The sequence below is a fragment of the Bradyrhizobium sp. BRP19 genome (assembly GCF_020194195.1).
In the GTDB taxonomy this organism is placed as follows: Bacteria; Pseudomonadota; Alphaproteobacteria; order Rhizobiales; family Xanthobacteraceae; genus Bradyrhizobium; species Bradyrhizobium yuanmingense.
Genome location: NZ_JADYVZ010000003.1, coordinates 529,586 through 550,744, shown reverse-complemented (window position 1 = coordinate 550,744; position 21,159 = coordinate 529,586). Strand labels below are relative to the sequence as shown.

Annotated in this window: 24 protein-coding genes; 17 read left to right on the top strand and 7 right to left on the bottom strand. The window is 64.2% G+C overall.

Annotation, left to right across the window (positions count from 1 at the left end):
* Nucleotides 1-15 precede the first annotated feature (15 nt).
* Nucleotides 16-597: a TadE/TadG family type IV pilus assembly protein gene (locus tag I6F36_RS12895; protein WP_036021610.1), complete on the top strand. Its 582-nt coding sequence runs from the start codon at nucleotides 16-18 to the stop codon at nucleotides 595-597.
* Between the two features lie 23 nt (nucleotides 598-620).
* Entirely contained in the window at nucleotides 621-1,235 is a 615-nt protein-coding gene (locus I6F36_RS12890) for a TadE/TadG family type IV pilus assembly protein (RefSeq protein ID WP_036036873.1), read from the top strand.
* 93 nt (nucleotides 1,236-1,328) lie between these two features.
* On the opposite strand, the gene I6F36_RS12885 is transcribed toward I6F36_RS12890, so the two are convergent.
* The 3 genes from I6F36_RS12885 to I6F36_RS12875 all read right to left on the bottom strand — a co-directional run bounded on the left by I6F36_RS12885 (nucleotide 1,329) and on the right by I6F36_RS12875 (nucleotide 3,694).
* The gene (locus I6F36_RS12885; protein ID WP_035998097.1) at nucleotides 1,329-1,541 is read right to left on the bottom strand and encodes a cold-shock protein; all 213 of its coding nucleotides are present in this window, start codon (nucleotides 1,539-1,541) and stop codon (nucleotides 1,329-1,331) included.
* Nucleotides 1,542-1,799: 258 nt separating this feature from the next.
* A complete protein-coding gene (gene infA / locus I6F36_RS12880; protein ID WP_035998101.1) occupies nucleotides 1,800-2,087 on the bottom strand; it encodes a translation initiation factor IF-1 in 288 nt (95 codons plus the stop codon).
* Nucleotides 2,088-2,110: 23 nt separating this feature from the next.
* Nucleotides 2,111-3,694 carry a DEAD/DEAH box helicase gene (locus I6F36_RS12875; RefSeq protein ID WP_225171541.1) on the bottom strand — a complete coding sequence of 528 codons (1,584 nt, stop codon included), beginning with the start codon at nucleotides 3,692-3,694 and terminating at the stop codon, nucleotides 2,111-2,113.
* A gap of 480 nt (nucleotides 3,695-4,174) precedes the next feature.
* Between I6F36_RS12875 and urtA the strand changes: the two genes are divergently transcribed.
* The 15 genes from urtA (at nucleotide 4,175) to I6F36_RS12800 (ending at nucleotide 18,162) form a co-directional block, all read left to right on the top strand.
* Entirely contained in the window at nucleotides 4,175-5,497 is a 1,323-nt protein-coding gene (urtA, locus tag I6F36_RS12870; protein ID WP_035998103.1) for an urea ABC transporter substrate-binding protein, read from the top strand.
* A gap of 84 nt (nucleotides 5,498-5,581) precedes the next feature.
* The gene (urtB, locus tag I6F36_RS12865) at nucleotides 5,582-7,189 is read left to right on the top strand and encodes an urea ABC transporter permease subunit UrtB (RefSeq protein WP_035998106.1); all 1,608 of its coding nucleotides are present in this window, start codon (nucleotides 5,582-5,584) and stop codon (nucleotides 7,187-7,189) included.
* Nucleotides 7,186-8,355: an urea ABC transporter permease subunit UrtC gene (gene urtC / locus I6F36_RS12860; protein WP_225171540.1), complete on the top strand. Its 1,170-nt coding sequence runs from the start codon at nucleotides 7,186-7,188 to the stop codon at nucleotides 8,353-8,355. Before urtB ends, urtC begins: the two co-directional genes overlap by 4 nt.
* A gap of 6 nt (nucleotides 8,356-8,361) precedes the next feature.
* Nucleotides 8,362-9,123 carry an urea ABC transporter ATP-binding protein UrtD gene (gene urtD, locus I6F36_RS12855; RefSeq protein WP_036021617.1) on the top strand — a complete coding sequence of 254 codons (762 nt, stop codon included), beginning with the start codon at nucleotides 8,362-8,364 and terminating at the stop codon, nucleotides 9,121-9,123.
* Between the two features lie 88 nt (nucleotides 9,124-9,211).
* Complete coding sequence (gene urtE / locus I6F36_RS12850) at nucleotides 9,212-9,907, top strand: urea ABC transporter ATP-binding subunit UrtE (RefSeq protein WP_035998115.1); 696 nt, start codon at nucleotides 9,212-9,214, stop codon at nucleotides 9,905-9,907.
* Nucleotides 9,908-9,945: 38 nt separating this feature from the next.
* Complete coding sequence (locus tag I6F36_RS12845) at nucleotides 9,946-10,776, top strand: urease accessory protein UreD (protein WP_225171539.1); 831 nt, start codon at nucleotides 9,946-9,948, stop codon at nucleotides 10,774-10,776.
* Nucleotides 10,777-10,814: 38 nt separating this feature from the next.
* On the top strand, nucleotides 10,815-11,117 hold the full coding sequence (locus I6F36_RS12840) for an urease subunit gamma (protein ID WP_007605424.1): 303 nt from the start codon (nucleotides 10,815-10,817) through the stop codon (nucleotides 11,115-11,117).
* Between the two features lie 9 nt (nucleotides 11,118-11,126).
* Nucleotides 11,127-11,432, top strand: coding sequence for an urease subunit beta (locus I6F36_RS12835; RefSeq protein ID WP_026202067.1), 306 nt, complete (start codon nucleotides 11,127-11,129; stop codon nucleotides 11,430-11,432).
* Nucleotides 11,433-11,489: 57 nt separating this feature from the next.
* Complete coding sequence (locus tag I6F36_RS12830; protein WP_225127141.1) at nucleotides 11,490-12,029, top strand: HD domain-containing protein; 540 nt, start codon at nucleotides 11,490-11,492, stop codon at nucleotides 12,027-12,029.
* A 34-nt stretch (nucleotides 12,030-12,063) separates the two neighbouring features.
* Nucleotides 12,064-13,779, top strand: coding sequence for an urease subunit alpha (gene ureC / locus I6F36_RS12825; protein WP_225171538.1), 1,716 nt, complete (start codon nucleotides 12,064-12,066; stop codon nucleotides 13,777-13,779).
* Nucleotides 13,780-13,907: 128 nt separating this feature from the next.
* On the top strand, nucleotides 13,908-14,207 hold the full coding sequence (locus I6F36_RS12820) for a putative quinol monooxygenase (RefSeq protein ID WP_035998129.1): 300 nt from the start codon (nucleotides 13,908-13,910) through the stop codon (nucleotides 14,205-14,207).
* 13 nt (nucleotides 14,208-14,220) lie between these two features.
* Entirely contained in the window at nucleotides 14,221-14,832 is a 612-nt protein-coding gene (locus I6F36_RS12815) for an urease accessory protein UreE (RefSeq protein WP_225171537.1), read from the top strand.
* Nucleotides 14,813-15,541 carry an urease accessory protein UreF gene (locus I6F36_RS12810; protein ID WP_109142435.1) on the top strand — a complete coding sequence of 243 codons (729 nt, stop codon included), beginning with the start codon at nucleotides 14,813-14,815 and terminating at the stop codon, nucleotides 15,539-15,541. Before I6F36_RS12815 ends, I6F36_RS12810 begins: the two co-directional genes overlap by 20 nt.
* Before the next feature lie 39 nt (nucleotides 15,542-15,580).
* Nucleotides 15,581-16,204 carry an urease accessory protein UreG gene (gene ureG / locus I6F36_RS12805; RefSeq protein WP_025033975.1) on the top strand — a complete coding sequence of 208 codons (624 nt, stop codon included), beginning with the start codon at nucleotides 15,581-15,583 and terminating at the stop codon, nucleotides 16,202-16,204.
* A gap of 299 nt (nucleotides 16,205-16,503) precedes the next feature.
* Nucleotides 16,504-18,162: an HWE histidine kinase domain-containing protein gene (locus tag I6F36_RS12800; RefSeq protein WP_225171536.1), complete on the top strand. Its 1,659-nt coding sequence runs from the start codon at nucleotides 16,504-16,506 to the stop codon at nucleotides 18,160-18,162.
* Here I6F36_RS12800 and I6F36_RS12795 read toward each other — a convergent pair.
* The 4 genes from I6F36_RS12795 to I6F36_RS12780 form a co-directional block, all read right to left on the bottom strand.
* Nucleotides 18,159-18,767 carry a TetR/AcrR family transcriptional regulator gene (locus tag I6F36_RS12795; RefSeq protein ID WP_197424438.1) on the bottom strand — a complete coding sequence of 203 codons (609 nt, stop codon included), beginning with the start codon at nucleotides 18,765-18,767 and terminating at the stop codon, nucleotides 18,159-18,161. The two genes, I6F36_RS12800 and I6F36_RS12795, sit on opposite strands and share 4 nt — an antisense overlap.
* 90 nt (nucleotides 18,768-18,857) lie before the next feature.
* The gene (locus I6F36_RS12790; protein WP_225171535.1) at nucleotides 18,858-20,006 is read right to left on the bottom strand and encodes an OpgC domain-containing protein; all 1,149 of its coding nucleotides are present in this window, start codon (nucleotides 20,004-20,006) and stop codon (nucleotides 18,858-18,860) included.
* Between the two features lie 187 nt (nucleotides 20,007-20,193).
* The gene (locus I6F36_RS12785; RefSeq protein ID WP_057028148.1) at nucleotides 20,194-20,649 is read right to left on the bottom strand and encodes a hypothetical protein; all 456 of its coding nucleotides are present in this window, start codon (nucleotides 20,647-20,649) and stop codon (nucleotides 20,194-20,196) included.
* A gap of 88 nt (nucleotides 20,650-20,737) precedes the next feature.
* A complete protein-coding gene (locus I6F36_RS12780; protein ID WP_225171534.1) occupies nucleotides 20,738-21,109 on the bottom strand; it encodes a YqjD family protein in 372 nt (123 codons plus the stop codon).
* Nucleotides 21,110-21,159: the final 50 nt, after the last annotated feature.

Genomic DNA, 21,159 nt, shown 5'->3' with positions numbered 1-21,159 from the left:
GGGGAATTTGACGAGATGCCATCGCCTGCACCTACGAGGTTCACGCTCCGGAAAGCGCTGCTCCGGTTTCGCGGCAACCGCCGCGGCTCCGCAGCCGTCGAATTTGCGCTGGTCGCACCGATGTTCTTCGCGCTGCTGTTCGCGATCCTCGAGACGGCGCTCATGTTCTTCTCCAGCCAGGTGCTCGAGACCATCGCGCAGGACTCCGCGCGCGCGATTCTAACCGGCCAGGCTCAGGCGCAGGGCGGCTCGGTGGCGGCCTGCCAGTCCGCGCCCAACACAGTCGCTGCATGCGATCAGACGACGTTCAAGACCTTCGTCTGCAGCAAGATTCCGGCGCTGTTCGATTGCAGCAAGCTGTACGTCGACGTCGTCAGCACCAGCTCGTTCGGGACGCTCAGCCTCACCAATTTCGGCAATTCCTGCACCTTCAATCCCTCCGGGATGCAGTACAGTGCCGGAAGCTCCGGTCAGGTCGTCGTGGTGCGCCTGTTCTATCAATGGCCGCTCATCGTCACCGGCCTCGGCTACAACGCGGGATGCAGCAACAAGCGGCTGATGGTGGCGACGGTGGCGTTCAAGAACGAACCCTTCTGAGGCAGATGGATCTGGGCGGACCGATGCGGGCGATTGCGAACATCTGGAGGAATGCACGCGGCTCCGTGCGCGGCTTCGTCGCCGACAAGCGCGCGCTGGCGGCGACCGAATTCGCGATCATCGTACCGCTGATGCTGGTGATGTTCTTCGGCACTGTCGAATTTTCGTCCGCCGTGGCGATCGACCGCAAAATCACGTTGATCGCGCGGACATTGTCCGATTTGACCTCGCAGTCGACCACGCTCAACGATGCCGGCATGAAGGATACGTTCACGGCAAGCATCTCCGTCGTCATGCCTTACGACGCTGCGCTCGTGAAGGGCACGATCTCCCAGATCTACATCGACGCCAACAGCATCGCCAAGGTCCAGTGGAGCAGGGCCGGCACGATTGCGAGCGGCGCGACGCAAGCCACGCTTGCGACCTCGGCTCGGAACGCCGGCGACACGGTCACCACGATGATTCCCCCGGCACTCTTGATTCCGTCGAGCTATCTCATCCTGAGCGAAGCCAACTACACTTACACGCCGACCATCGGCTACGTGTTGAAGTCGAGCGTAACCCTGAGCGATCTCTCCTACACGCGGCCGCGTCAGGTCACCTGCGTGCCCTACAACAACGTGCCGTCGACGTGTTGAGATCTGTCAGCCGCCCGTGACATGAAAAAAAGGCCGTGCGTTGCGCACGGCCTTTGTGCTTTGGCTCGCTGATCGGGCCGGCGCCCGGCGGGCTCAGCCCGCAGCGCGCAGGTTGTCCGCCGCCGACTTGCCGGAACGGCGGTCGGCCACGATCTCGTAGGAGATCTTCTGGCCCTCGCGGAGCGAGCCGAGGCCGGCGCGCTCCACGGCGCTGATGTGAACGAACACGTCCTGGCCGCCATCGTCGGGCTGAATGAAGCCATAGCCCTTGGTTGCGTTAAACCACTTCACGGTTCCCATGCTCACGGGGGTAGTCCCTCTCAGATAACACTATGTCGGAGCCCGCTCGCGCGGGCAGGGTTAGGATCGAATTTCTGGAAGGGTCGTCAGCGTGTCTGAACCGGCTGTACCGGTGGATGCCAATGTCGTCCGGCCGAAAATCGATTAATTCATTTTATCGGAAGCAACGGTTCGAAACAATCCGGACGCGCACGATTTTTTGATCCGCCGATGTCAACGGCGGATCAATCTACAGATCGGAATTCGAACCCGCGCCGCAGCCGACTAGCGGCGGCGGAATTGGCCGCCGCGCTGTCCGGGACGGGGCGGTCCGCCCGGCGTGCTGGGACGTTCGTCCTTGTGGCGGAAAATCAGCCGGCCCTTCTCGAGGTCATAGGGCGACATCTCCACCGTCACGCGGTCGCCCGCGAGCGTCTTGATGCGGTTCTTCTTCATCTTGCCGGCGGTATAGGCAACGATCTCGTGTCCGGCGTCGAGCTGCACGCGGTAGCGGGCATCGGGGAGGATTTCGGTGACCAGTCCTTCGAACTGGATCAGCTCTTCCTTAGCCATTGATATCTCCAGGTCGTGGACGGCTAGTGCGAATAGGGTTTGCGGTTCGGTTGGCTGTTTGGCCGACTCTGGCGGCGCAAAAAGGCAACGCCTTGTATCCCATCAGGGGTCCCGGCGCTATGCGCGGAACGCTGTTCCGGACGGTCGACAGGCGATGAATGCATCTTACCACCGGAGCGGCGGCGGCGAGAACCCTTGGAAGCATTCGGGCCACTGCCGGGCCGTCCGTCGGCATGCCTCGCCTCGGCGTGCCGGCCTTCACCGTGCCTGCCGTCGCCTTGCTTACCGGCACTATGGTGGCGCCCGTCGGCATGCCGTTCGTCGGCGCGACGTCCGTCACCGTGGCGTGCGCCTTGCGGGCGCTGGCCCGGACGGCCGCCCGGCCGGCCCTGTCGTTGCTGTGACGGGGCGGGACCGGGGTCGCGGCGGCCGGCGTCGGTGCGGTGGTCCTCCCGCGGCAGGGCGACGCGAATCAGCCGCTCGATGTCGCGCAGATAGCCGAGCTCCTCGCCGCCCGCGACCAGCGAGATCGCGGTGCCGTCGGCGCCGGCGCGTGCGGTGCGGCCGATGCGGTGGACGTAGGTCTCCGGCACGTTCGGCAGGTCGAAGTTGATGACGTGACTGATGCCGTCGACGTCGATGCCGCGGGCGGCGATGTCCGTGGCGACCAGGGTGCGGATCTCGCCCGATCGGAACTGGGCCAGCGTGCGCTCGCGATGGTTCTGCGACTTGTTGCCGTGAATGGCGTTGGCGGCGATCCCGGCCTTGGCCAGCGTCTTCACCACCTTGTCGGCGCCGTGCTTGGTGCGGGTGAAGACCAGCGCGCGGTTGATCGCCTCGTCCTGCAGCAGCTTGGTCAGGAAGGCCGGCTTGGCCGCGAAGTCGACCTGCAGGATGCGCTGGTTGATCCGCTCGGCGGTCGAGGACACCGGGGTCACCGCGACACGGGCGGGGTCGCGCAACATGGAATCGGCGAGCTCGGCGATGTCCTTCGGCATGGTGGCCGAGAAGAACAGCGTCTGCCGCTTGATCGGCAGCTTGGCGACGATTTTGCGAATGTCGTTGATGAAGCCCATGTCGAGCATGCGGTCGGCTTCGTCGAGCACGAGGAACTCGACGCTTGAAAGCTTCAAGCCGTTGCTCTGCACGAGGTCGAGCAGGCGGCCGGGGGTGGCGACCAGCACGTCGACGCCCTGCATCAGCGCGCGGACCTGGCGGCCCATCGGCACGCCGCCGATCGCGAGCGTCGAGGACAGGCGGATGTGGCGGCCGTAGGCGTTGAAGCTGTCGAGGATCTGCCCGGACAGCTCGCGGGTCGGCGACAGCACCAGCACGCGGGCGGTCTTGGGCTGCGGCTTGATGCGGTTCTCGAGCAGACGATGCAGGATCGGCAGCGCGAAGGACGCGGTCTTGCCGGTACCGGTCTGGGCGATGCCGACGACGTCGCGGCCGGTCAATGCCAGCGGGATGGTTTGGGCCTGGATCGGGGTTGGGGTGACGTAATTCTCTTCACGAAGAGCGCGCGCGATGGGTTCGGCGAGGCCGAAGTCCTGAAACGAAGTCAAAAGAGGGGTTCTTTCCATGTCAAAAGCGAACGCCCGGCGCATCAGCGCGGCGCGCGCAAAAGGGTGTCGAGAAGACACCTGCGTGTTTGGGGTGTCGGATGGCTTGGGAGAGATGGGGCAAGCCAGAGGCCCGTAGAGGGCTTAAGAACACGCGGCTCGCTACGACCCCTTGATTCGCAAGAGGTCTCGGACGCTCATATGGAACATCGAGGGGGCGCTTTCAAGGCACTTGCCTCCGAAACAGCGGGTGCGATGCAAAAATACTGCTGCCAGAAATTTAGCCAGAATTGGCGATTTGCTTAGAAAGTAGTCTGACTGCCGCTTTCGCATACATTTATGTTGCCTATGATTTAGGCTGCAAGACTGCGGAGAAACTTCGATTTCTGCCAATTAGTTTTGCAAATTCAATAAGTTGATGGGTGCCCAGCCCATGGCATGGTTCTTGCGATTCCGTTAACCGCAGGCGGCCGTGGGGCCGTTTCGCAGCGTTTTTCACGTCTGCGTCAGGGAGATGAGGCACTCATGTTTAACAAATCCACTCACGATATAGCGGCGTCATTTAGCCGCCGCGGCGTGCTCGCTGCGACCGCCGGACTGATGCTCGGTCTGGCTTCATTGACTGGCGCAAAGGCCGCCGACGACACCATCAAGGTGGGTGTACTCCACTCCCTGTCCGGCACCATGGCAATCAGCGAAACCACGCTGAAGGACACCATCCTCTTCCTGATCGACGAGCAGAACAAGAAGGGCGGCGTGCTCGGCAAGAAGCTGGAGGCCGTCGTCGTCGATCCCGCATCGAACTGGCCGCTGTTCGCCGAAAAGGCGCGCGAGCTGATCACCAAGAACAAGGTCTCGGTCGTGTTCGGCTGCTGGACCTCGGTGTCGCGTAAGTCGGTGCTCCCGGTGTTCAAGGAGCTCAACAGCATCCTGTTCTACCCCGTGCAATACGAGGGTGAGGAGAGCGAGCGTAACGTGTTCTACACGGGGGCTGCGCCGAACCAGCAGGCGATCCCTGCCGTCGACTACCTCATGAAGGACGAGAAGGTGAAGCGCTGGGTGCTCGCGGGCACCGACTACGTCTATCCGCGCACCACCAACAAGATCCTGGAGGCCTATCTGAAGTCCAAGGGCGTCGCCCAGGAAGACATCATGATCAACTACACGCCGTTCGGTCATTCCGACTGGCAGACGATCGTGGCCGACATCAAGAAGTTCGGCTCGGCCGGCAAGAAGACCGCGGTGGTCTCGACCATCAACGGCGACGCCAACGTTCCCTTCTACAAGGAGCTCGGCAACCAGGGCATCAAGGCCAAGGACATCCCGGTGGTGGCGTTCTCGGTGGGTGAGGAAGAGCTCGCCGGCATCGACACCAAGCCGCTGGTCGGCCACCTCGCCGCCTGGAACTACTTCCAGTCGATCAAGTCGCCGGAGAACGAGAAGTTCATCAAGGCGTGGCAGGCCTACACCAAGAATCCGAAGCGCGTGACCAACGATCCGATGGAAGCGCACGTGATCGGCTTCGACATGTGGGTCAAGGCGGTCGAGAAGGTGAAGTCGACCGATCCCGACAAGGTCATCGACGCTCTCCCGGGCATCGAAGCCAAGAACCTGACCGGCGGCACCTCCAAGATGCTCCCGAACCACCATATCACCAAGCCGGTGTTCATCGGCGAGATCAAGGGCAACGGCCAGTTCGACGTGGTCTGGAAGACCCCGAGCCTCGTCCCCGGCGACGCCTGGTCGAAGGAGCTCGACGGCTCCAAGGACCTGATCGGCGACTGGGTCGGCAAGAAGTGCGGTAACTTCAACACCAAGTCCAACAAGTGCCTCGGCTCGGGCTCCTGATCCCGATCTGACGCTCCATTGCAAGACCGGAGAGGGCGGCGATCCCGCCGCCTTCTCCACTCATTTCTGCCGGGGTCATTCACAGTGCCAGCCCATTTGTCCGCTCGTCTCTGTTCGCTTGCACTCTCGTTGTTCCTGATTGCGTTCGCGCTGCCGGCCTTCGCCGGTCCGTTCGAGGATGCGGTCGCCAAATTCGCCAACGATGATTTTTCCGACACGGAAGAGGCGATCGGTGTGATCGCGGGCAGCGGCAGCAAGCTGGCTTTTCCGATCATCAATGCGCTTCAGGACGGTCGCCTCATGGCCGATCCCGACAGTAAGAAGGTCTACGTCACCGATGCGGACGGCAAGTCGATCGACGCTGCGACCGGCGAGGCCGTTGCCAGCGTTCCCGACAGTGCGAGCGCGGTTCGCCTCAACAACCGCCTGCGCCGCAGCGTCGACGCCGCACTCGGGAGCCTGACGCTGCAGTCTCCGGATCTGGGAACGCGCCTGCAAGCCGCGCAGTCCGTCTTCAAGTCGCACGAGGAGACCGCGCTCGAGGCGGTCGATGCCGCGCTTGCCAAGGAAGCCAACAAATCCGTCAAGGCGGCGCTCACTGAGGCCCGAGCCGCGATCCTGCTGTTCAAGTCCGACGCCACCGAGGTCGAGAAGCTCGAAGCGGTCGCAACCCTCAAGGCGCGGGGCGACCAGGATGCGCTGGCGCTGCTCACCGGAATGGGCGACCAGCCGGCCTCGGTCACCAAGGCCGCCGCGAGCGCGATCGGCTCGATCCAGAATTCGCTCGCGGTCTGGTCGATGGTGCAGAATGCCTGGTACGGCCTCTCGCTCGGCTCGGTGCTGCTGCTCGCCGCGATCGGGCTCGCCATCACCTTCGGCGTGATGGGCGTCATCAACATGGCGCATGGCGAGATGGTGATGATCGGGGCCTACACCACCTTCGTGGTGCAGGAGGTGATCCGCACCCGCTATCCCGGCCTGTTCGACTATTCGCTCTTGATCGCCGTGCCGCTCGCCTTTCTCGTCGCCGGCGCGATCGGCGTCTTGATCGAGCGCAGCATCATCCGCTTCCTCTATGGCCGCCCGCTGGAGACGCTGCTCGCGACCTGGGGCCTATCGCTGGTGCTGCAGCAGGCGGTACGCACCATGTTCGGCCCGACCAATCGCGAGGTCGGCAACCCCTCCTGGATGAGCGGCGCGTTCGAGCTCGGCCAGATCACCATCACCTATAACCGGCTCTGGATCCTTCTCTTCACGCTCGCCGTGTTCGCGATCCTGCTCGCGATGCTGCGCTACACCGCGCTGGGCCTCGAAATGCGCGCCGTGACGCAGAACCGCCGCATGGCGGCTTCCATGGGCATCGCCACCTCGCGCGTCGACGCGCTGACCTTCGGCCTCGGTTCGGGCATTGCCGGCATCGCTGGCGTGGCGCTGTCGCAGATCGACAATGTCAGCCCCAATCTCGGCCAGAGTTACATCATCGACAGTTTCATGGTCGTGGTGTTCGGCGGGGTCGGCAATCTCTGGGGCACGCTCGTCGGCGCCTTCACGCTCGGCATCGCCAACAAGTTCCTGGAGCCGGTCGCCGGCGCCGTGCTCGGCAAGATCGCGATCCTGGTTCTCATCATCCTGTTCATTCAAAAGCGGCCGCGCGGCCTGTTCGCGCTCAAGGGCCGTGCGGTGGAAGCATGACCCCTCACATGCTGACGCGATCGCTGGACCGCAGCGCGACGATCTTCCTTGCCGTCGTCGCGGCCTGCGGCATCCTCATTCCGCTCTCCAACCTGCTGCTTCCCGCGGGCTCGTTCCTGCAGGTGCCGACCTATCTCGTCGCGCTCTGGGGCAAGTATGTCTGCTACGCCATCCTGGCGCTGTCGATCGACCTGATCTGGGGCTATTGCGGCATCCTCTCGCTCGGTCACGGCGCCTTCTTCGCGCTCGGCGGCTACGCCATGGGCATGTACCTGATGCGGCAGATCGGCACCCGCGGCGTCTACGGCAATCCGATCCTGCCCGACTTCATGGTGTTCCTGAACTGGGAGAAGCTGCCCTGGTACTGGTACGGCTTCGACATGTTCTGGTTCGCGGCGCTGATGGTGCTGGTCGTACCGGGCCTGCTCGCCTTCTGCTTCGGCTGGCTCGCCTTCCGCTCACGTGTCACCGGCGTTTATCTGTCGATCATCACGCAGGCGATGACCTACGCGCTGCTGCTCGCCTTCTTCCGCAACGACTTTGGTTTCGGCGGCAATAACGGCCTGACCGACTTCAAGGACATCCTGGGCTTCAACGTCCAGGCGGAGGGGACGCGCGCCGCGTTGTTCGCGCTGAGCTGTCTGGCGCTGATCATCGGCTTCCTGATCTGCCGCGCCATCGTCTCCTCCAAGCTCGGCAAGGTCTTGATTGCCGTGCGCGACGCGGAATCGCGCACGCGCTTCCTCGGCTACCGCGTCGAATCCTACAAGCTGTTCGTGTTCACGGTGTCGGCCTGCATGGCCGGCGTTGCCGGCGCGCTCTACGTGCCGCAGGTCGGCATCATCAACCCGAGCGAATTCGCCCCCGGCAATTCGATCGAGGCGGTGATCTGGGTCGCGGTCGGCGGCCGCGGCACGCTGGTCGGCGCGGCGCTCGGCGCCGTCGTCGTCAACTACGCCAAGACGTTCTTCACCTCGGGCGTGCTCGCGCCGTACTGGCTGTTCATGCTGGGCGCATTGTTCATCCTGGTGACGCTGCTGCTGCCCAAGGGCATCGTCGGCACCTTCAATGCCTGGTGGGATCAATCGAAGGAAAGACGCACCTCCGCCACCTCCATGAGTGCCGCGGCCGAAGACGGCGTCACCGAACCCAAGATGGCGGAGTAAGCGGTCATGAACGTCATGGACACCCGCGCGACCTCCGCGATGCTTTATCTGGACGGCGTGCACGTCTCGTTCGACGGCTTCCACGCCATCAACAATCTGTCGCTGACGCTCGAGCCCGGCGAGATGCGCGCCATCATCGGCCCGAACGGCGCCGGCAAGACCACGATGATGGACATCATCACCGGCAAGACCAAGCCGGATGAAGGCACCGTGCTGTTCGACGGCGTCACCGACCTGACGCGCCTCGACGAGACCCGCATCGCCGAGCTCGGCATCGGCCGCAAGTTCCAGAAGCCGACCGTGTTCGAGAGCCAGACCGTGCAGGACAACCTCCTGCTGGCGCTCAATGTCGACCATTCGGTCCGCGGCACGCTGTTCTGGCGCGGCAGCAAGGCGGAGGCCGAACGCATCGACAAGGTGCTGGAGACGATCCGCCTCACCGAGGCTCGCAATCGTCTCGCCGGCAGCCTCAGCCACGGCCAGAAGCAATGGCTGGAGATCGGCATGCTGCTGGCGCAGGATCCGAAACTGCTGCTGGTCGACGAGCCCGTCGCGGGAATGACCGACGTCGAGACGCATCTCACCGCCGAGCTGCTGAAGGAAATCAACAAGACCCACACCGTCATGGTGGTCGAGCACGACATGACCTTCGTGCGCGAGCTCGGCGTCAAGGTCACCTGCCTGCACGAAGGCACGGTGCTCGCGGAAGGGACCATCGACCAGGTCTCGTCCAACGAGAGGGTCATCGAAGTGTATTTGGGAAGGTAGCGAATGGCGAATAGGGAATGGCGAATGGACTGGCCGCTTCTCCTATTCGCTACTCGCCATTCGCTATTCGCCCGCAAAGGTGTTTCCGATGCTTGAAGTGAAAGACATCAACCTGTTTTACGGCGCGGCGCAGGCGCTCCGCGGCGTCTCGATCTCGGCCGAGCCCGGCAAGGTGACCTGCGTGCTCGGGCGCAACGGTGTCGGCAAGACCTCACTCCTGCGCGCGATGGTCGGGCAATATCCGATCTCCTCGGGCGCAATCGTGTTCGACGGCAGCGATATCACCGGCCTCAGGCCGTATGAGCGAGCGCGCAAAGGCATCGGCTTCGTGCCGCAGGGCCGCGAGATCTTCCCGCTGCTGACGGTTGAGGAGAACCTCAAGACCGGCTTCGGTCCGCTCAAGCGCGAGGACAAGCACATTCCGGACGACGTGTTCTCGCTGTTTCCGGTGCTGCAATCCATGCTGGGCCGGCGCGGCGGCGACCTCTCCGGCGGCCAGCAGCAGCAGCTCGCGATCGGCCGCGCGCTGGTGATGCGGCCGAAACTACTTTTGCTCGACGAGCCCACCGAAGGCATCCAGCCCTCGATCATCAAGGACATCGGCCGCGCCATTTCGTATCTGCGCAACCTCGGCAACATCGCCATCGTGCTGGTCGAACAATATCTCGACTTTGCCTGCGAACTCGGCGACAGTTTCGCGGTGATGGATCGCGGCGCGGTGAAGTTCACCTGCGACCGCTCCAATCTCGATCCGGGCGAGATCAGCCGCCAGATGGCGCTGTAAGCCGGAACAGACCTGCCGCGACCGGTTGGGGGAGACGGATGCGCAGCGAATTGTCAGCCACGTCCACGCTGTTCGAGGCCAACCGTGCCCGTGGCACCGTGCGCTTCGACGTGCATGCGCGCGACGGGGTGACACGGCGCGGCACCTTGCATGAATCCGGTTCGCTCCGCGTCCGCTTTCCCTCGCCGGAAGATCAGGGTCTGTCCGGCGTGTTCGTCAACACGGCCGGCGGTGTTGCCGGCGGTGATCGCTTTGATATCGAGATAGCGGCGGCGGATGCAGCGCGGCTGACGCTGACCACAGCGGCCGCCGAAAAGGTCTATCGCACGCCCGGAGCGGCAGCGCAGCTCAACATCGCCCTGAAGGTCGGCGCGGACGCGCATCTTGCCTGGCTGCCCCAGGAGACGATTCTGTTCGACCGTGCCCGCGTCCAGCGCCGCTTCGACATCGACCTCGACGAGGCGGCCTCGCTCCTGCTCTGCGAGATCGTGGTGTTCGGCCGCACCGCCATGGGCGAGCGGATGGAGCAGGGCGAGTTCGTCGACCGCTGGCGGCTACGCCGCGGCGGGCGGCTGGTGTTCGCCGAGACGGTCCGGCTCGACGGCGATATTGGTGCCAAGCTCGGCCGGTCCGCCGTCGCCAAAGGTGGCGCGGCGATCGGCACAGCCCTGATCGTGCCCGGCGACGAAGCCCTGGTCGAGCGCATCCGGGAGGCGTCGGAATCGTTCTCCGGCGAAGTCGGAATCTCGGCCTGGAATGGCTTTGCAATGGCGCGGTTCTGTGCCCAAGATGCGGCGCGCTTGCGCGCCGACATGATGACGGTGCTGGCGCGCACCGGTGCGGCCCTGCCGCGGCTCTGGCTGAACTAGACTGGTTGAATTGACGTGTTGAACGGAAGAGATGTCGCATGAATCTGTCTCCCCGCGAAAAGGACAAGCTTTTGATCTCGATGGCGGCGATCGTGGCCCGCCGCCGGCTGGACCGCGGCGTCAAGCTCAACCATCCCGAGGCGATCGCGATCATCTCCGACTTCATTCTGGAAGGCGCGCGTGACGGCCGCACCGTCGCCGAGCTGATGCAGTCAGGCGCGCAAGTTCTGACCCGCGACCAGGTGATGCCGGGCATTCCCGAGATGATCCACGACATCCAGGTCGAGGCAACTTTTCCTGATGGCACCAAGCTCGTCACCGTGCACGAGCCGATCAGGTAGGAGCAGAGCATGATCCCCGGCGAACTCTTCATCCAGGACGGCGAGATCGAGCTCAACGCCGGCCGCAAGACCGTGACGCTGACGGTCGCCAATACCGGCGACCGCCCGATCCAGGTTGGCTCGCACTACCATTTCTTCGAGACCAACCCCGCGCTGAAGTTCGACCGCAAGAAGGCGCGCGGCATGCGCCTCGACATCGCCGCCGGCACCGCCGTCCGCTTCGAACCCGGCCAGACCCGCGACGTCCAGCTCGTCGCCATGGCGGGGAAGAAGACGATCTACGGCTTCCGCGGCGACGTGATGGGAAAGCTGTGACCTCCGCAGGAACGAGCACGGCGCGGCATGGTTGAGGCGGAAACGGAGGTATTTTCCATGCTTTCACCAATCCGCCTCGTCTCGGAAGCTGCCGAGCTCGCCGCGCAGCGCCATAACGGCATGGCGCGCAAGGGCCGCGGCAATGAGCCCTATATCAATCATCTCGCCGAGGTCGCGAACCTGCTCGCGACCGCGACCAACGGCGCCGATGCCGAGCTGGTCGCGGCCGGCTGGCTGCACGACACCATCGAGGACACCGACACCACGCGCGAGGAGCTCGCGCAGAGATTTTCCGATCGGGTCGCGTCCCTCGTTGCCGAGTGCACCGACGACATGAGCTTGCCGAAAGCGAAGCGGCGGCAGAAGCAGATCGAGGACGCGCCCCACAAATCGCCGGGCGCCAAGCTGATCAAGATCGCCGACAAGATCAGCAATACGGGCGCGCGCATTCAGACCGATCCGAATGCTGGGGAGCGCGAAGATCTCGCCGACTATATCGCCTGGGCCACGCAGGTCGTGGCGGGGTGCCGCGGCGGCAATGCGTGGCTCGACGAAAAATTCGATGACGCCGTGAAAGCAGCAAAGGCCTTGCTGTGACCAACCAGACATTCAATCGCAAACGGGGCTTGTGATGTCCGTCAAGATGAAGCGTTCCGTCTATGCCGACATGTTCGGCCCGACCACCGGCGACAAGGTGCGGCTGGCCGACACCGACCTCATCATCGAGGTCGAGAAGGATTTCACCACCTATGGCGAGGAGGTGAAGTTCGGCGGCGGCAAGGTGATCCGCGATGGCATGGGGCAGTCGCAGGTCACCAACAGGCAGGGCGCGGCCGATACCGTCATCACCAATGCGCTGATCGTGGACCATTGGGGCATCGTGAAGGCCGACGTCGCCATCAAGGACGGCATGATCTCGGCGATCGGCAAGGCCGGCAATCCCGACATCCAGCCTGGCGTTACCATCATCATCGGCCCCGGCACCGACGTGATCGCCGGCGAAGGCAAGATCCTCACCGCCGGCGGCTTCGACAGCCACATCCATTTCATCTGTCCGCAGCAGATCGAGCACGCGCTGATGTCAGGGGTCACCTCGATGCTGGGCGGAGGAACAGGACCGTCCCATGGCACTTTCGCGACCACCTGCACACCGGGGCCGTGGCACATGGGGCGGATGATCCAGTCGTTCGACGCCTTCCCGGTCAATCTCGGCATTTCCGGCAAGGGCAACGCCTCGCGGCCCGCCGCGCTGGTCGAGATGATCAGGGCCGGCGCCTGTGCGCTGAAGCTGCACGAGGATTGGGGCACCACGCCGGCCGCGATCGACAATTGCCTGTCGGTCGCCGACGATCACGACATCCAGGTGATGATCCACACCGACACGCTGAACGAATCCGGCTTCGTCGAGGACACGATCAAGGCGTTCAAGGGCCGCACCATCCACGCCTTCCACACCGAAGGCGCCGGCGGCGGCCATGCCCCTGATATCATCAAGGTGGCCGGGCTGAAGAACGTGCTGCCGTCGTCGACCAACCCGACGCGGCCGTTCACCCGCAACACCATCGACGAGCATCTGGACATGCTGATGGTGTGCCACCATCTCGATCCGTCCATCGCCGAAGATCTGGCGTTCGCCGAGAGCCGTATCCGCAAGGAGACGATCGCGGCCGAAGACATCCTGCACGACCTCGGCGCGCTCTCGATGATGTCCTCGGACTCGCAGGCCATGGGCCGCCTCGGCGAGGTCATCATCCGGACCTGGCAAACCGCGGACAAGATGAAGAAGCAGCGCGGCTCGCTGCCGCAGGACAAGGGCAAGGACAACGACAATTTCCGCGTCAAGCGCTACATCGCCAAGTACACCATCAATCCCGCCATCGCGCACGGCGTGTCGAAGCTGATCGGCTCGGTCGAGAAGGGCAAGATGGCCGATCTCGTGCTGTGGTCGCCGGCCTTCTTCGGCGTCAAGCCGGACTGCATCGTCAAGGGCGGCACCATCGTCGCGGCGCCCATGGGCGATCCCAACGCCTCGATCCCGACGCCGCAGCCGGTGCATTACCAGCCGATGTTCGGCGCGTTCGGCAAGGCGCGTACGGCATCCTCGGTGGTGTTCACCTCCAAGGCCGCGGTCACCGGCGGCCTCGCGCGAAAGCTCGGCCTCGAGAAGAAGCTCTATGCCGTCCAGAACACCCGCGGCAAGATCTCCAAGAAGAGCATGATCCACAACGACGCGACGCCCAATATCGAGGTCGATCCGGAGACCTATGAAGTGCGCGCCGATGGCGAGCTCCTGACCTGTGCTCCGGCGGAGGTGCTGCCGATGGCGCAGCGATATTTCATGTACTGAAATAGCGCTCGACGCATGTCCCCGGCGGTGTCCGGGGACGGCTTTTTGCGGTTTTGCGTTCGGTCCCGCCTGGTCTAATGTCCCGCCCGGTATCGTAACCCTCAGAAGAAAAGCCGGGAGGATTTCTCGTGATCTACGTCGTTGCAACCTTGACCATCAAGCCCGAGACGCGCGCCGAATTCATTGCAGCCGCCACCGCCTGCATCAAGGAGACGCGGAAAGAGCCCGGCAATATCGCCTATGACCTCCATGAGAGCGTCACCGACCCTGCCAAGATGGTGTTCGTCGAGCAGTGGGAGAATATGGAGGCGCTGGGGCCGCATCGCGCTGCCGAGCACATGAAGACGTTCGGCCGTGTTGCTGTGAAATGCTTCACGGCGCCGCCGAAGATCGAATACATCACGCCCGAGAAGGTCGAGACACGGTAAAGAGGTAAGACGCATGATCCGGGCGACGCAGGTCAGGGGACAGCACCGCTTCACGGAAGCACCAGTGGACACGGTCGTGCTCGATTTCGACGATCGGCACCGTCGTCGCATGGTGATGACGGGAACGCGTGGTCTCGAATTCCTGCTCGACCTGGAACATGCCGTCGCGCTGCGCGGCGGCGATGCGCTGGTGCTGGAGGATGGAAGGCTGATCGAGGTGGTCGCGGCGCCCGAGCCGCTGCTCGAAATCCGCGGCCGCGATCCGCACCACCTCGTCCGCGTCGGCTGGCATCTTGGCAACCGTCATCTGCCGACCCAGATCTTGGCCAAGGCCCTGCGCATCCGCCGCGATCACGTCATCGAGGCGATGGTGAAGGGCCTCGGCGCGCGTGTGATCGAGATCGAGGCGCCGTTCGATCCCGAAGGCGGCGCCTACGCCGATGCCGGCCATGCGCATGGACACGACCATGCGCATCACGATCACGGCCATCATCACCATGACCATGGCCACCACCATGATCATGGCTCGCACGACCATAGCCACGAGCACCACCATCACCACGACGAGCATTGCGATCATCCCGACCATCACCACGGCCACAAGCATGCTCATGACCACAAATGAGCCGGTCGGCGCCGGTGATCTTGCCGAGGGCGAGGCGGCGGCGCTGTACCGGCTGATGACCTGGCTTTCGCCGGCATTTCCCGTCGGCGGCTTCTCCTACTCCAGCGGCATCGAATGGGCGGTCGAGGCGGGCGACGTCACCGACACGACGACGCTGGCGGATTGGCTCGATGCGATGCTCGGCGACGGCTCCGGCTTCTGTGACGCGACGTTTCTGGTCCACGCCTATCGCGCCACGGAATCGGGCGAGACGGCCGCATTGAACGAGATCGCCGAGCTCGCGAGCGCCTTCGTGCCGTCGCGCGAGCGGCAGCTGGAGACGACCTCACAGGGCCGCGCCTTCATCGACATCTCGCGCGCCGCGTGGGATGCCGACGGACTGGACGCGACGGTCGCGGCATGCAGCGCGCCATTGGTCTATCCGGTCGCGGTCGGTGTGGTTGCCGCGATGCACGCCGTGCCGTTGGCGCCGACGCTGCACGCCTTCCTGCATGCGCTGGTCTCGAACTGGATTTCCGCCGCCAGCCGGCTCATTCCGCTCGGCCAGACCGATAGCCAGCGTGTGCTGGTGAAGCTGGAAGCCGCCGTCGCCGCCACCGCCAATCGCGCGCTGAATGCAACCTTGGATGATCTCGGCAGCGCGACGTTCCGGGCCGATCTCGCCAGCTTGCGGCACGAGACGCAATATACCCGCTTGTTTCGGTCGTGAGCGGTGCGGCCGTCAAGTCATCAGGAGAGAACGAGTCACATGGCGAAATCTCACGGTCCCTTGCGTGTCGGCGTCGGCGGTCCGGTCGGATCGGGCAAGACCGCGCTGATGGACCTGCTCTGCAAGACCATGCGCGAGCGCTATGACATTGCGGCAATCACCAACGACATCTACACCAAATGGGATGCGGAGTTCCTGGTGCGTTCGGGATCGCTGACGCCGGATCGCATCGCCGGCGTCGAGACCGGCGGTTGTCCGCACACGGCGATCCGCGAGGATGCCTCGATGAATCTCGCTGCGGTCGCGGACATGCGCGCCAAGTTTCCCGGACTTGACCTTGTGCTGATCGAATCCGGCGGCGACAATCTCGCTGCCACTTTTTCCCCGGAGCTGGCCGACCTTACCATCTATGTCATCGACGTCGCCGCCGGCGACAAGATCCCGTCCAAGGGCGGCCCGGGTATCACCCGGTCCGACCTCCTGGTCATCAACAAGACCGACCTTGCGCCCCATGTCGGCGCCTCCCTGGAGAAGATGGAGACGGATGCCAGGCGCATGCGCGGCGAGCGGCCCTTCGTCATGACCAACCTCAAGAAGAGCGAGGGGCTCGACCGAATCGTCGGTTTCATCGAGGCCAAAGGCGGCCTGAAACGGGCCGGCTAACCGGACGCGACCAGTTGGCGCAGGCGTTTTTCGCCGTTAACGCCTGGGCCATGCCGCAACCGCGGAACAAATCTCGCACACGGCGATTAACTACCTCCGGCGCCCGGGGCGAAGATCATCCCGGCCAGACCATCGGCCGGGCGGATTAAGCTTTTCAGGCGACCCAAGTTGCGTACTGATGCCTCCTCCTTCATTATCTCCGCCACTGGGGTTTACCCTGCTTCGGCCTCTGGCCGTTCGAGCGGCGTTCATGTGCTCCGTGTTCATTGCCGACTTCCTGCTTTCGCCTGAGTAATCGCGTGGTCAGGCTGGGTTTCATCATCGGCTTCATCGCTCTGCTCGGGGCCTTGCTCTCCGGGCTTGCGGCTTATCGCGTCCACGACCAGGAGCTGGCGCTGGACCGGATCGCGCTGGCGCGTGCGATCGACGTGCATGCGAGCCTGGTTCAGGACCGCCTGACCGAGCGGGAGCTGCTCGCGCGTGTCGCCTCGGGCCTGTTCCGCGCGCCGTCGGTGATCAAGCCGAACATGCTGGAGCCGCTGCGCTCGGCGATCTACGCCTTCAAGACCGACTTTGTGGTGGCCGGCTGGATCGCCCGGCTGAAGCCGAACGAGCTTGCGGACGCGCAAGCCGCCATCGCCAGCGCCGGCTTCCCGAATCCGCAGATCCGCTCGTTTGACGACAAGCCGATCAATCCTGCCGATGTCACCCAGCCGATCGACGTGCTGTTGGATCTCGAGCCGCGCAGCAACGAGACCACGGCCTTGCCCGGCCGCAGCTACGATCAGGATCCGGTTCGCAGCGCGATGCTCACGCGGGCGCGCGCCCAAAAGAGGTCGGTTGCCTCCGACCCGGTGCCGTTGATCCGCGGAAACGGGCCGATCGGCATCATCGTGGCCGCGCCAGTCGTTCCCGAGGGTGCGACGGAGCCGGCCGGCTTCGTCACATTTTCCTACGAGCTCGCCTCGCTGATGCTGGCCAATGACGACATGTCGCTGTTCGCGGTGGCGCTCAGGGATCCGCGCAAGGACGGCGGCGAGCTGATCGCCAATGATGAGGGCGTGGTCTCGACGCGGATCGCGGCGGCGGACGGGGCGCCGTCGGCGACGCGCACGGTGAGCTTCGGTGGCCGCGATTGGCAGCTCGGCTATTACGCGAAGACCAATTCGGTGCGCCGCGCCGAGCAGACCGCCATCATCGTGGCGGCGATCGGCTTTGCCATCACCGCAATGGTGTGCGGCCTGTTCGGTTACGTCGCCTACAACAATCTGCGGCTCAGCCGGGAGATTCAGGTCAGGATCGGCTTCGAGCGGCGTTTGACCGCGGTGATCGACGAGCTCAACCACCGCGTCAAGAACATCCTGGCGGTGATCCAGTCGATCGTGACGCGCACTTTGCGCCACGGCTCGGACATCGACATCGCGCGCGAGCTCCTGATCGGGCGCATCCACGCCATGTCCAATGTGGTCTCGCTGCTCAGCGAGAGCCAGTGGCAGGGCGTCAAGTTGAAGGGCCTGTTCGAGGCGCGCGCGATTCCGCATGCCGATCGCATCGCCGTCACCGGCCCCGACATCGCGGTCAGCGCGCGTGCCGCACAAAGCCTGTCGCTGCTGTTCTTCGAGCTCGCCTCGCATTCCGACGAGGGCCTGTCGCTGGTCGGCAAGCATCCGCACATCACCGCCAACTGGACGGTGACCGGCGAGGAGGGCGATGAGGTCTTCCATTTCCGCTGGGAGGAGTTCAACACCAGCGAGGCGACGCGCCGGCCCGATTCCGATTTCGGCCTGATCCTGCTCGACCGCGTCGCGCCCGAGGCGCTGGGGGGGACCGCCAAGCGCTTCTTCACCGACGTCTCCTACGTCTATGAATTGACCGCGCCGATGGAGACGGTGGTCGACATGACCGAGCGCGACCGCACGGACAAAATCTCGGCGCCGGTCAGGCCGGTGCGAAGCTAGCCCTTCGGCCGTAACACCAGATCGACGAGGCTGCGCGCGTAGCCGGGTGTGATCGGCGCGATGCCGAAGATATAGCGGTAGAACAGGCTGCCATAGATCGCGTCGTATAGATTTTCGGGGGGACCCTCGGCCTGAATGCTGCCGTCCTTCTGGCCGGCGGCGATCATGTCCACCAGCGCGTCGCGGCGGAATTGCAGGTACCGGGCGTAGAACAGCTCGGCCGACCCGGTCTTGGAGATGCATTCGGAGACGACGGCGAGCTGGACCTTGCCGAACTCGCCCTGCAGCGCCTCGGCATAGGCAGCGGCGTGGCGCCGCGCGCGCGCCGCGGGCGTGCCGGCGCTCGCGGGCGGCAGCGGCAGCATCTGCGACGCATGGTGGAGGAAGGCGTCGATCAGCAGCGCTTCCCGCGACGGCCACCATTTGTAGATCGTCATCTTGGACACGCTGGAGTGCCGTGCGATCGCATCGATGGTGGTGGCGGCAAGGCCGGTGGTCGCCATCAGTGCATAGGCGCTTTCGAGGATGGCGTTGGTGGTCTCGATCGACCTTGGCCGGCCGCGCCGGGGCGCGCGCTCCGCCTCTTCACGCCCGTCTTTCGCCATCGCCACGCCCGGTCTCCTCACGCAGGGTCCCGGCATAGCCCAGGGGCGGCATTCGGCCTAGCAGAATCGCACGATTTCATCGCGAAGCGATCAGCTCTGGGCCTGCTGCCGCAGGGCTGCCGGCAGATCCTGCCGTTTTGACCAGGCGATGTAGTAGGCGAGCCCGGTCATCGCCGCGAAGCCGGTGATGCTCACCGCCACCTGCATCACCGCCAGGTTCGGCCCGGTGATCAGGATGAGGTGGCCAGCGAAGGATAGGAACACGGCGACGCAGAATACCGCGAGCCATTCCTCACCAGATGCGATCACCGCTTGCAGCGGTTTCCATCTCAGGCCGGGGTGATCCGCCGGAATGAGATGGGTGGCAATGAATGCGAGGGCGAGGAAGTGGACCACCCGATAGGGAGCGAGGTTTTCCTTGTCGGTCGGAGCGATGCTGTTGAGGAGCAGATCGGGCAGGTAAGCCGACAGCGCCGGCGAATGGCGCATCAAGGTGACGGCCATCGCGAAGACCAGGTAGGCGCCGGCGAGGATCCGCAGCCAGGACATGCCGTGCAGCGCACGTCCCGGAGCGCCCGTCACGGCGAACCAGCCGCCCAGCACCATCAACATCTGCCAGCACAGCGGATTGAAGGTCCATTCCCCGTCCGGATAGATCCGAAAATTCCAGTCGAACCAGCGTGCGGCGAGATACAGCGCGACCGATGCCGCCAGCGTCAGGTTCGGGCCCCGCAGCAGGCCCCACAACGCGAACGGAAAGAACGCCATCAGCGGGACCATCAGCTGCAGCAGGTCGAGGTTCAGCGGCTCTTCCTGGAGCACGAGACCGCGGACCAGGATGCGCAGTGGATGCTCGAGAATTCCGGAGATGTTGTATTGGTGGATGATCTCCGGCGCCATCGATTGCCTGGCGACATAGGCGATGGCATCGATATAGATCACGAACAGCACGACATAGGCGGCATAGAGCCGCCAGACCCGGCGAAAGATGCGCGTCGCCGCGACCAAGTAGCCGCGTTCCAGCGCCATCCTGCCATGGATGATGGCGACCCCGTAGCCCACCACGAACACGAACAGGTCCGCCGCGCCGCTGAAGCCGAAATTGCGCAGCGTCAGCAGGTTGACGACGTTGTTGGGAATATGGTCGACGAATATGGACCAATTGGCGATGCCGAGCGTCAGATAGAGCCTGGCGTCATGCTGGAATGCGGCGAGGTTCGCCTTGACGGACGGTTTCATTGAGCAAAATAGCTTTGGGAATCAGGATGATGCTTTTAACGGCAACCGCCTGCTCGTCCGAGTAGCGTTTGCGTGAGCGGCAAGGCAATCGCGCCGAACGGCGCAGACTGCGGCCCTCGCCTACTATCGAAGTAGGATAGATGCGCCGGAAGGACTTACGACGAAATTTTCTACCCAGCTCCGATCGCTACTCGGCAGGTTCGGCCGACACCTCGTCGGACACGCCGGCGCGGCTCGCCAGGATGCCCAGGGCGACGCCCCCGATCGCCAGGATCGGCAGCAGCCGCTTGACGCCGATGGCACGAACGATCTGGAGCCCAGTGGCGAGGAGCATCGGATCTGCAAGCATGCTCTGCGCGGCCGATTTCGCGGCGCGCTCGGCCGCGATCTGGGCGCGTTTCTGCACCTCGCGCTTGTAGCTCCAATAGGAGCCTGCCGCGGCCAGGGTCAATAGGAAGAAGATGCCGGCGCCGGCAAGACAAGCCTGCACCGGGCCATATTTCTGCAGCACCCAAATGAAGACGGCGGCACAGAGGAAGCCTGTGGTCACGAGCAGCGCGAAGGCAGCGCCCGCGGCAAGGGAGGTCAGCCGAACCGTCGTGCCGGTTGATGCGCTGATGCCGTCGATGATGCGCTGAAACATGGCCTTGCTCCTCAATCCCCGCCAGCCGAATGGTCACGAGCCAACAGCGGCGGCGTGCCGCCGCCGTATCAAATGGGCGTCGACATCCTTAGCGACGCCAGGCGACGCCGATCAGGAAGCCGATGCCGAGCGCCAGCCCGACGGTCGCCAGCGGCCGCTGCGTGATCGCCTCTTCCAGCGTCTCCTCGATCGAGCCGTAGGCGTTATGTGCAGCTTCCATCATCGCGCTGCCGCGCTCGGACATGTCGTCCATCGCGGAGTCCATGTTCTCGCGCGCCTGGCGATAGCCGCGGCGAGCCTGCTTGCTGGTGGAGTTGGCGAAAGTATTGAGCGCGTCGGTGATCTGGTCGGTGAGGGCGGCGATATCGCTTTTCACGGCTGCTACATCCTTTTCGAGGCGGTCTCGGGTGGCTTTGTCGGTCCAGTCTCTCATCCCGGCTTCGGCATTGGGCGTGGACATCGGGAGCTCCGAACTGTTGACGGCTGAGATGGGCGGAGAACGTTTCGTCG

Excerpts from the sequence above, each read along its gene's own strand:
- I6F36_RS12895 (WP_036021610.1), top strand. The coding sequence starts at position 16 with ATGCCATCGCCTGCACCTACGAGGTTCACGCTCCGGAAAGCGCTGCTC.
- I6F36_RS12890 (WP_036036873.1), top strand. The coding sequence starts at position 621 with ATGCGGGCGATTGCGAACATCTGGAGGAATGCACGCGGCTCCGTGCGC.
- infA (WP_035998101.1), bottom strand. The coding sequence starts at position 2,087 with ATGGCTAAGGAAGAGCTGATCCAGTTCGAAGGACTGGTCACCGAAATC.
- I6F36_RS12875 (WP_225171541.1), bottom strand. The coding sequence starts at position 3,694 with ATGCGCCGGGCGTTCGCTTTTGACATGGAAAGAACCCCTCTTTTGACT.
- urtA (WP_035998103.1), top strand. The coding sequence starts at position 4,175 with ATGTTTAACAAATCCACTCACGATATAGCGGCGTCATTTAGCCGCCGC.
- urtC (WP_225171540.1), top strand. The coding sequence starts at position 7,186 with ATGACCCCTCACATGCTGACGCGATCGCTGGACCGCAGCGCGACGATC.
- urtD (WP_036021617.1), top strand. The coding sequence starts at position 8,362 with ATGAACGTCATGGACACCCGCGCGACCTCCGCGATGCTTTATCTGGAC.
- urtE (WP_035998115.1), top strand. The coding sequence starts at position 9,212 with ATGCTTGAAGTGAAAGACATCAACCTGTTTTACGGCGCGGCGCAGGCG.
- I6F36_RS12845 (WP_225171539.1), top strand. The coding sequence starts at position 9,946 with ATGCGCAGCGAATTGTCAGCCACGTCCACGCTGTTCGAGGCCAACCGT.
- I6F36_RS12840 (WP_007605424.1), top strand. The coding sequence starts at position 10,815 with ATGAATCTGTCTCCCCGCGAAAAGGACAAGCTTTTGATCTCGATGGCG.
- I6F36_RS12835 (WP_026202067.1), top strand. The coding sequence starts at position 11,127 with ATGATCCCCGGCGAACTCTTCATCCAGGACGGCGAGATCGAGCTCAAC.
- I6F36_RS12830 (WP_225127141.1), top strand. The coding sequence starts at position 11,490 with ATGCTTTCACCAATCCGCCTCGTCTCGGAAGCTGCCGAGCTCGCCGCG.
- ureC (WP_225171538.1), top strand. The coding sequence starts at position 12,064 with ATGTCCGTCAAGATGAAGCGTTCCGTCTATGCCGACATGTTCGGCCCG.
- I6F36_RS12815 (WP_225171537.1), top strand. The coding sequence starts at position 14,221 with ATGATCCGGGCGACGCAGGTCAGGGGACAGCACCGCTTCACGGAAGCA.
- I6F36_RS12810 (WP_109142435.1), top strand. The coding sequence starts at position 14,813 with ATGCTCATGACCACAAATGAGCCGGTCGGCGCCGGTGATCTTGCCGAG.
- ureG (WP_025033975.1), top strand. The coding sequence starts at position 15,581 with ATGGCGAAATCTCACGGTCCCTTGCGTGTCGGCGTCGGCGGTCCGGTC.
- I6F36_RS12795 (WP_197424438.1), bottom strand. The coding sequence starts at position 18,767 with ATGGCGAAAGACGGGCGTGAAGAGGCGGAGCGCGCGCCCCGGCGCGGC.
- I6F36_RS12790 (WP_225171535.1), bottom strand. The coding sequence starts at position 20,006 with ATGAAACCGTCCGTCAAGGCGAACCTCGCCGCATTCCAGCATGACGCC.
- I6F36_RS12785 (WP_057028148.1), bottom strand. The coding sequence starts at position 20,649 with ATGTTTCAGCGCATCATCGACGGCATCAGCGCATCAACCGGCACGACG.
- I6F36_RS12780 (WP_225171534.1), bottom strand. The coding sequence starts at position 21,109 with ATGTCCACGCCCAATGCCGAAGCCGGGATGAGAGACTGGACCGACAAA.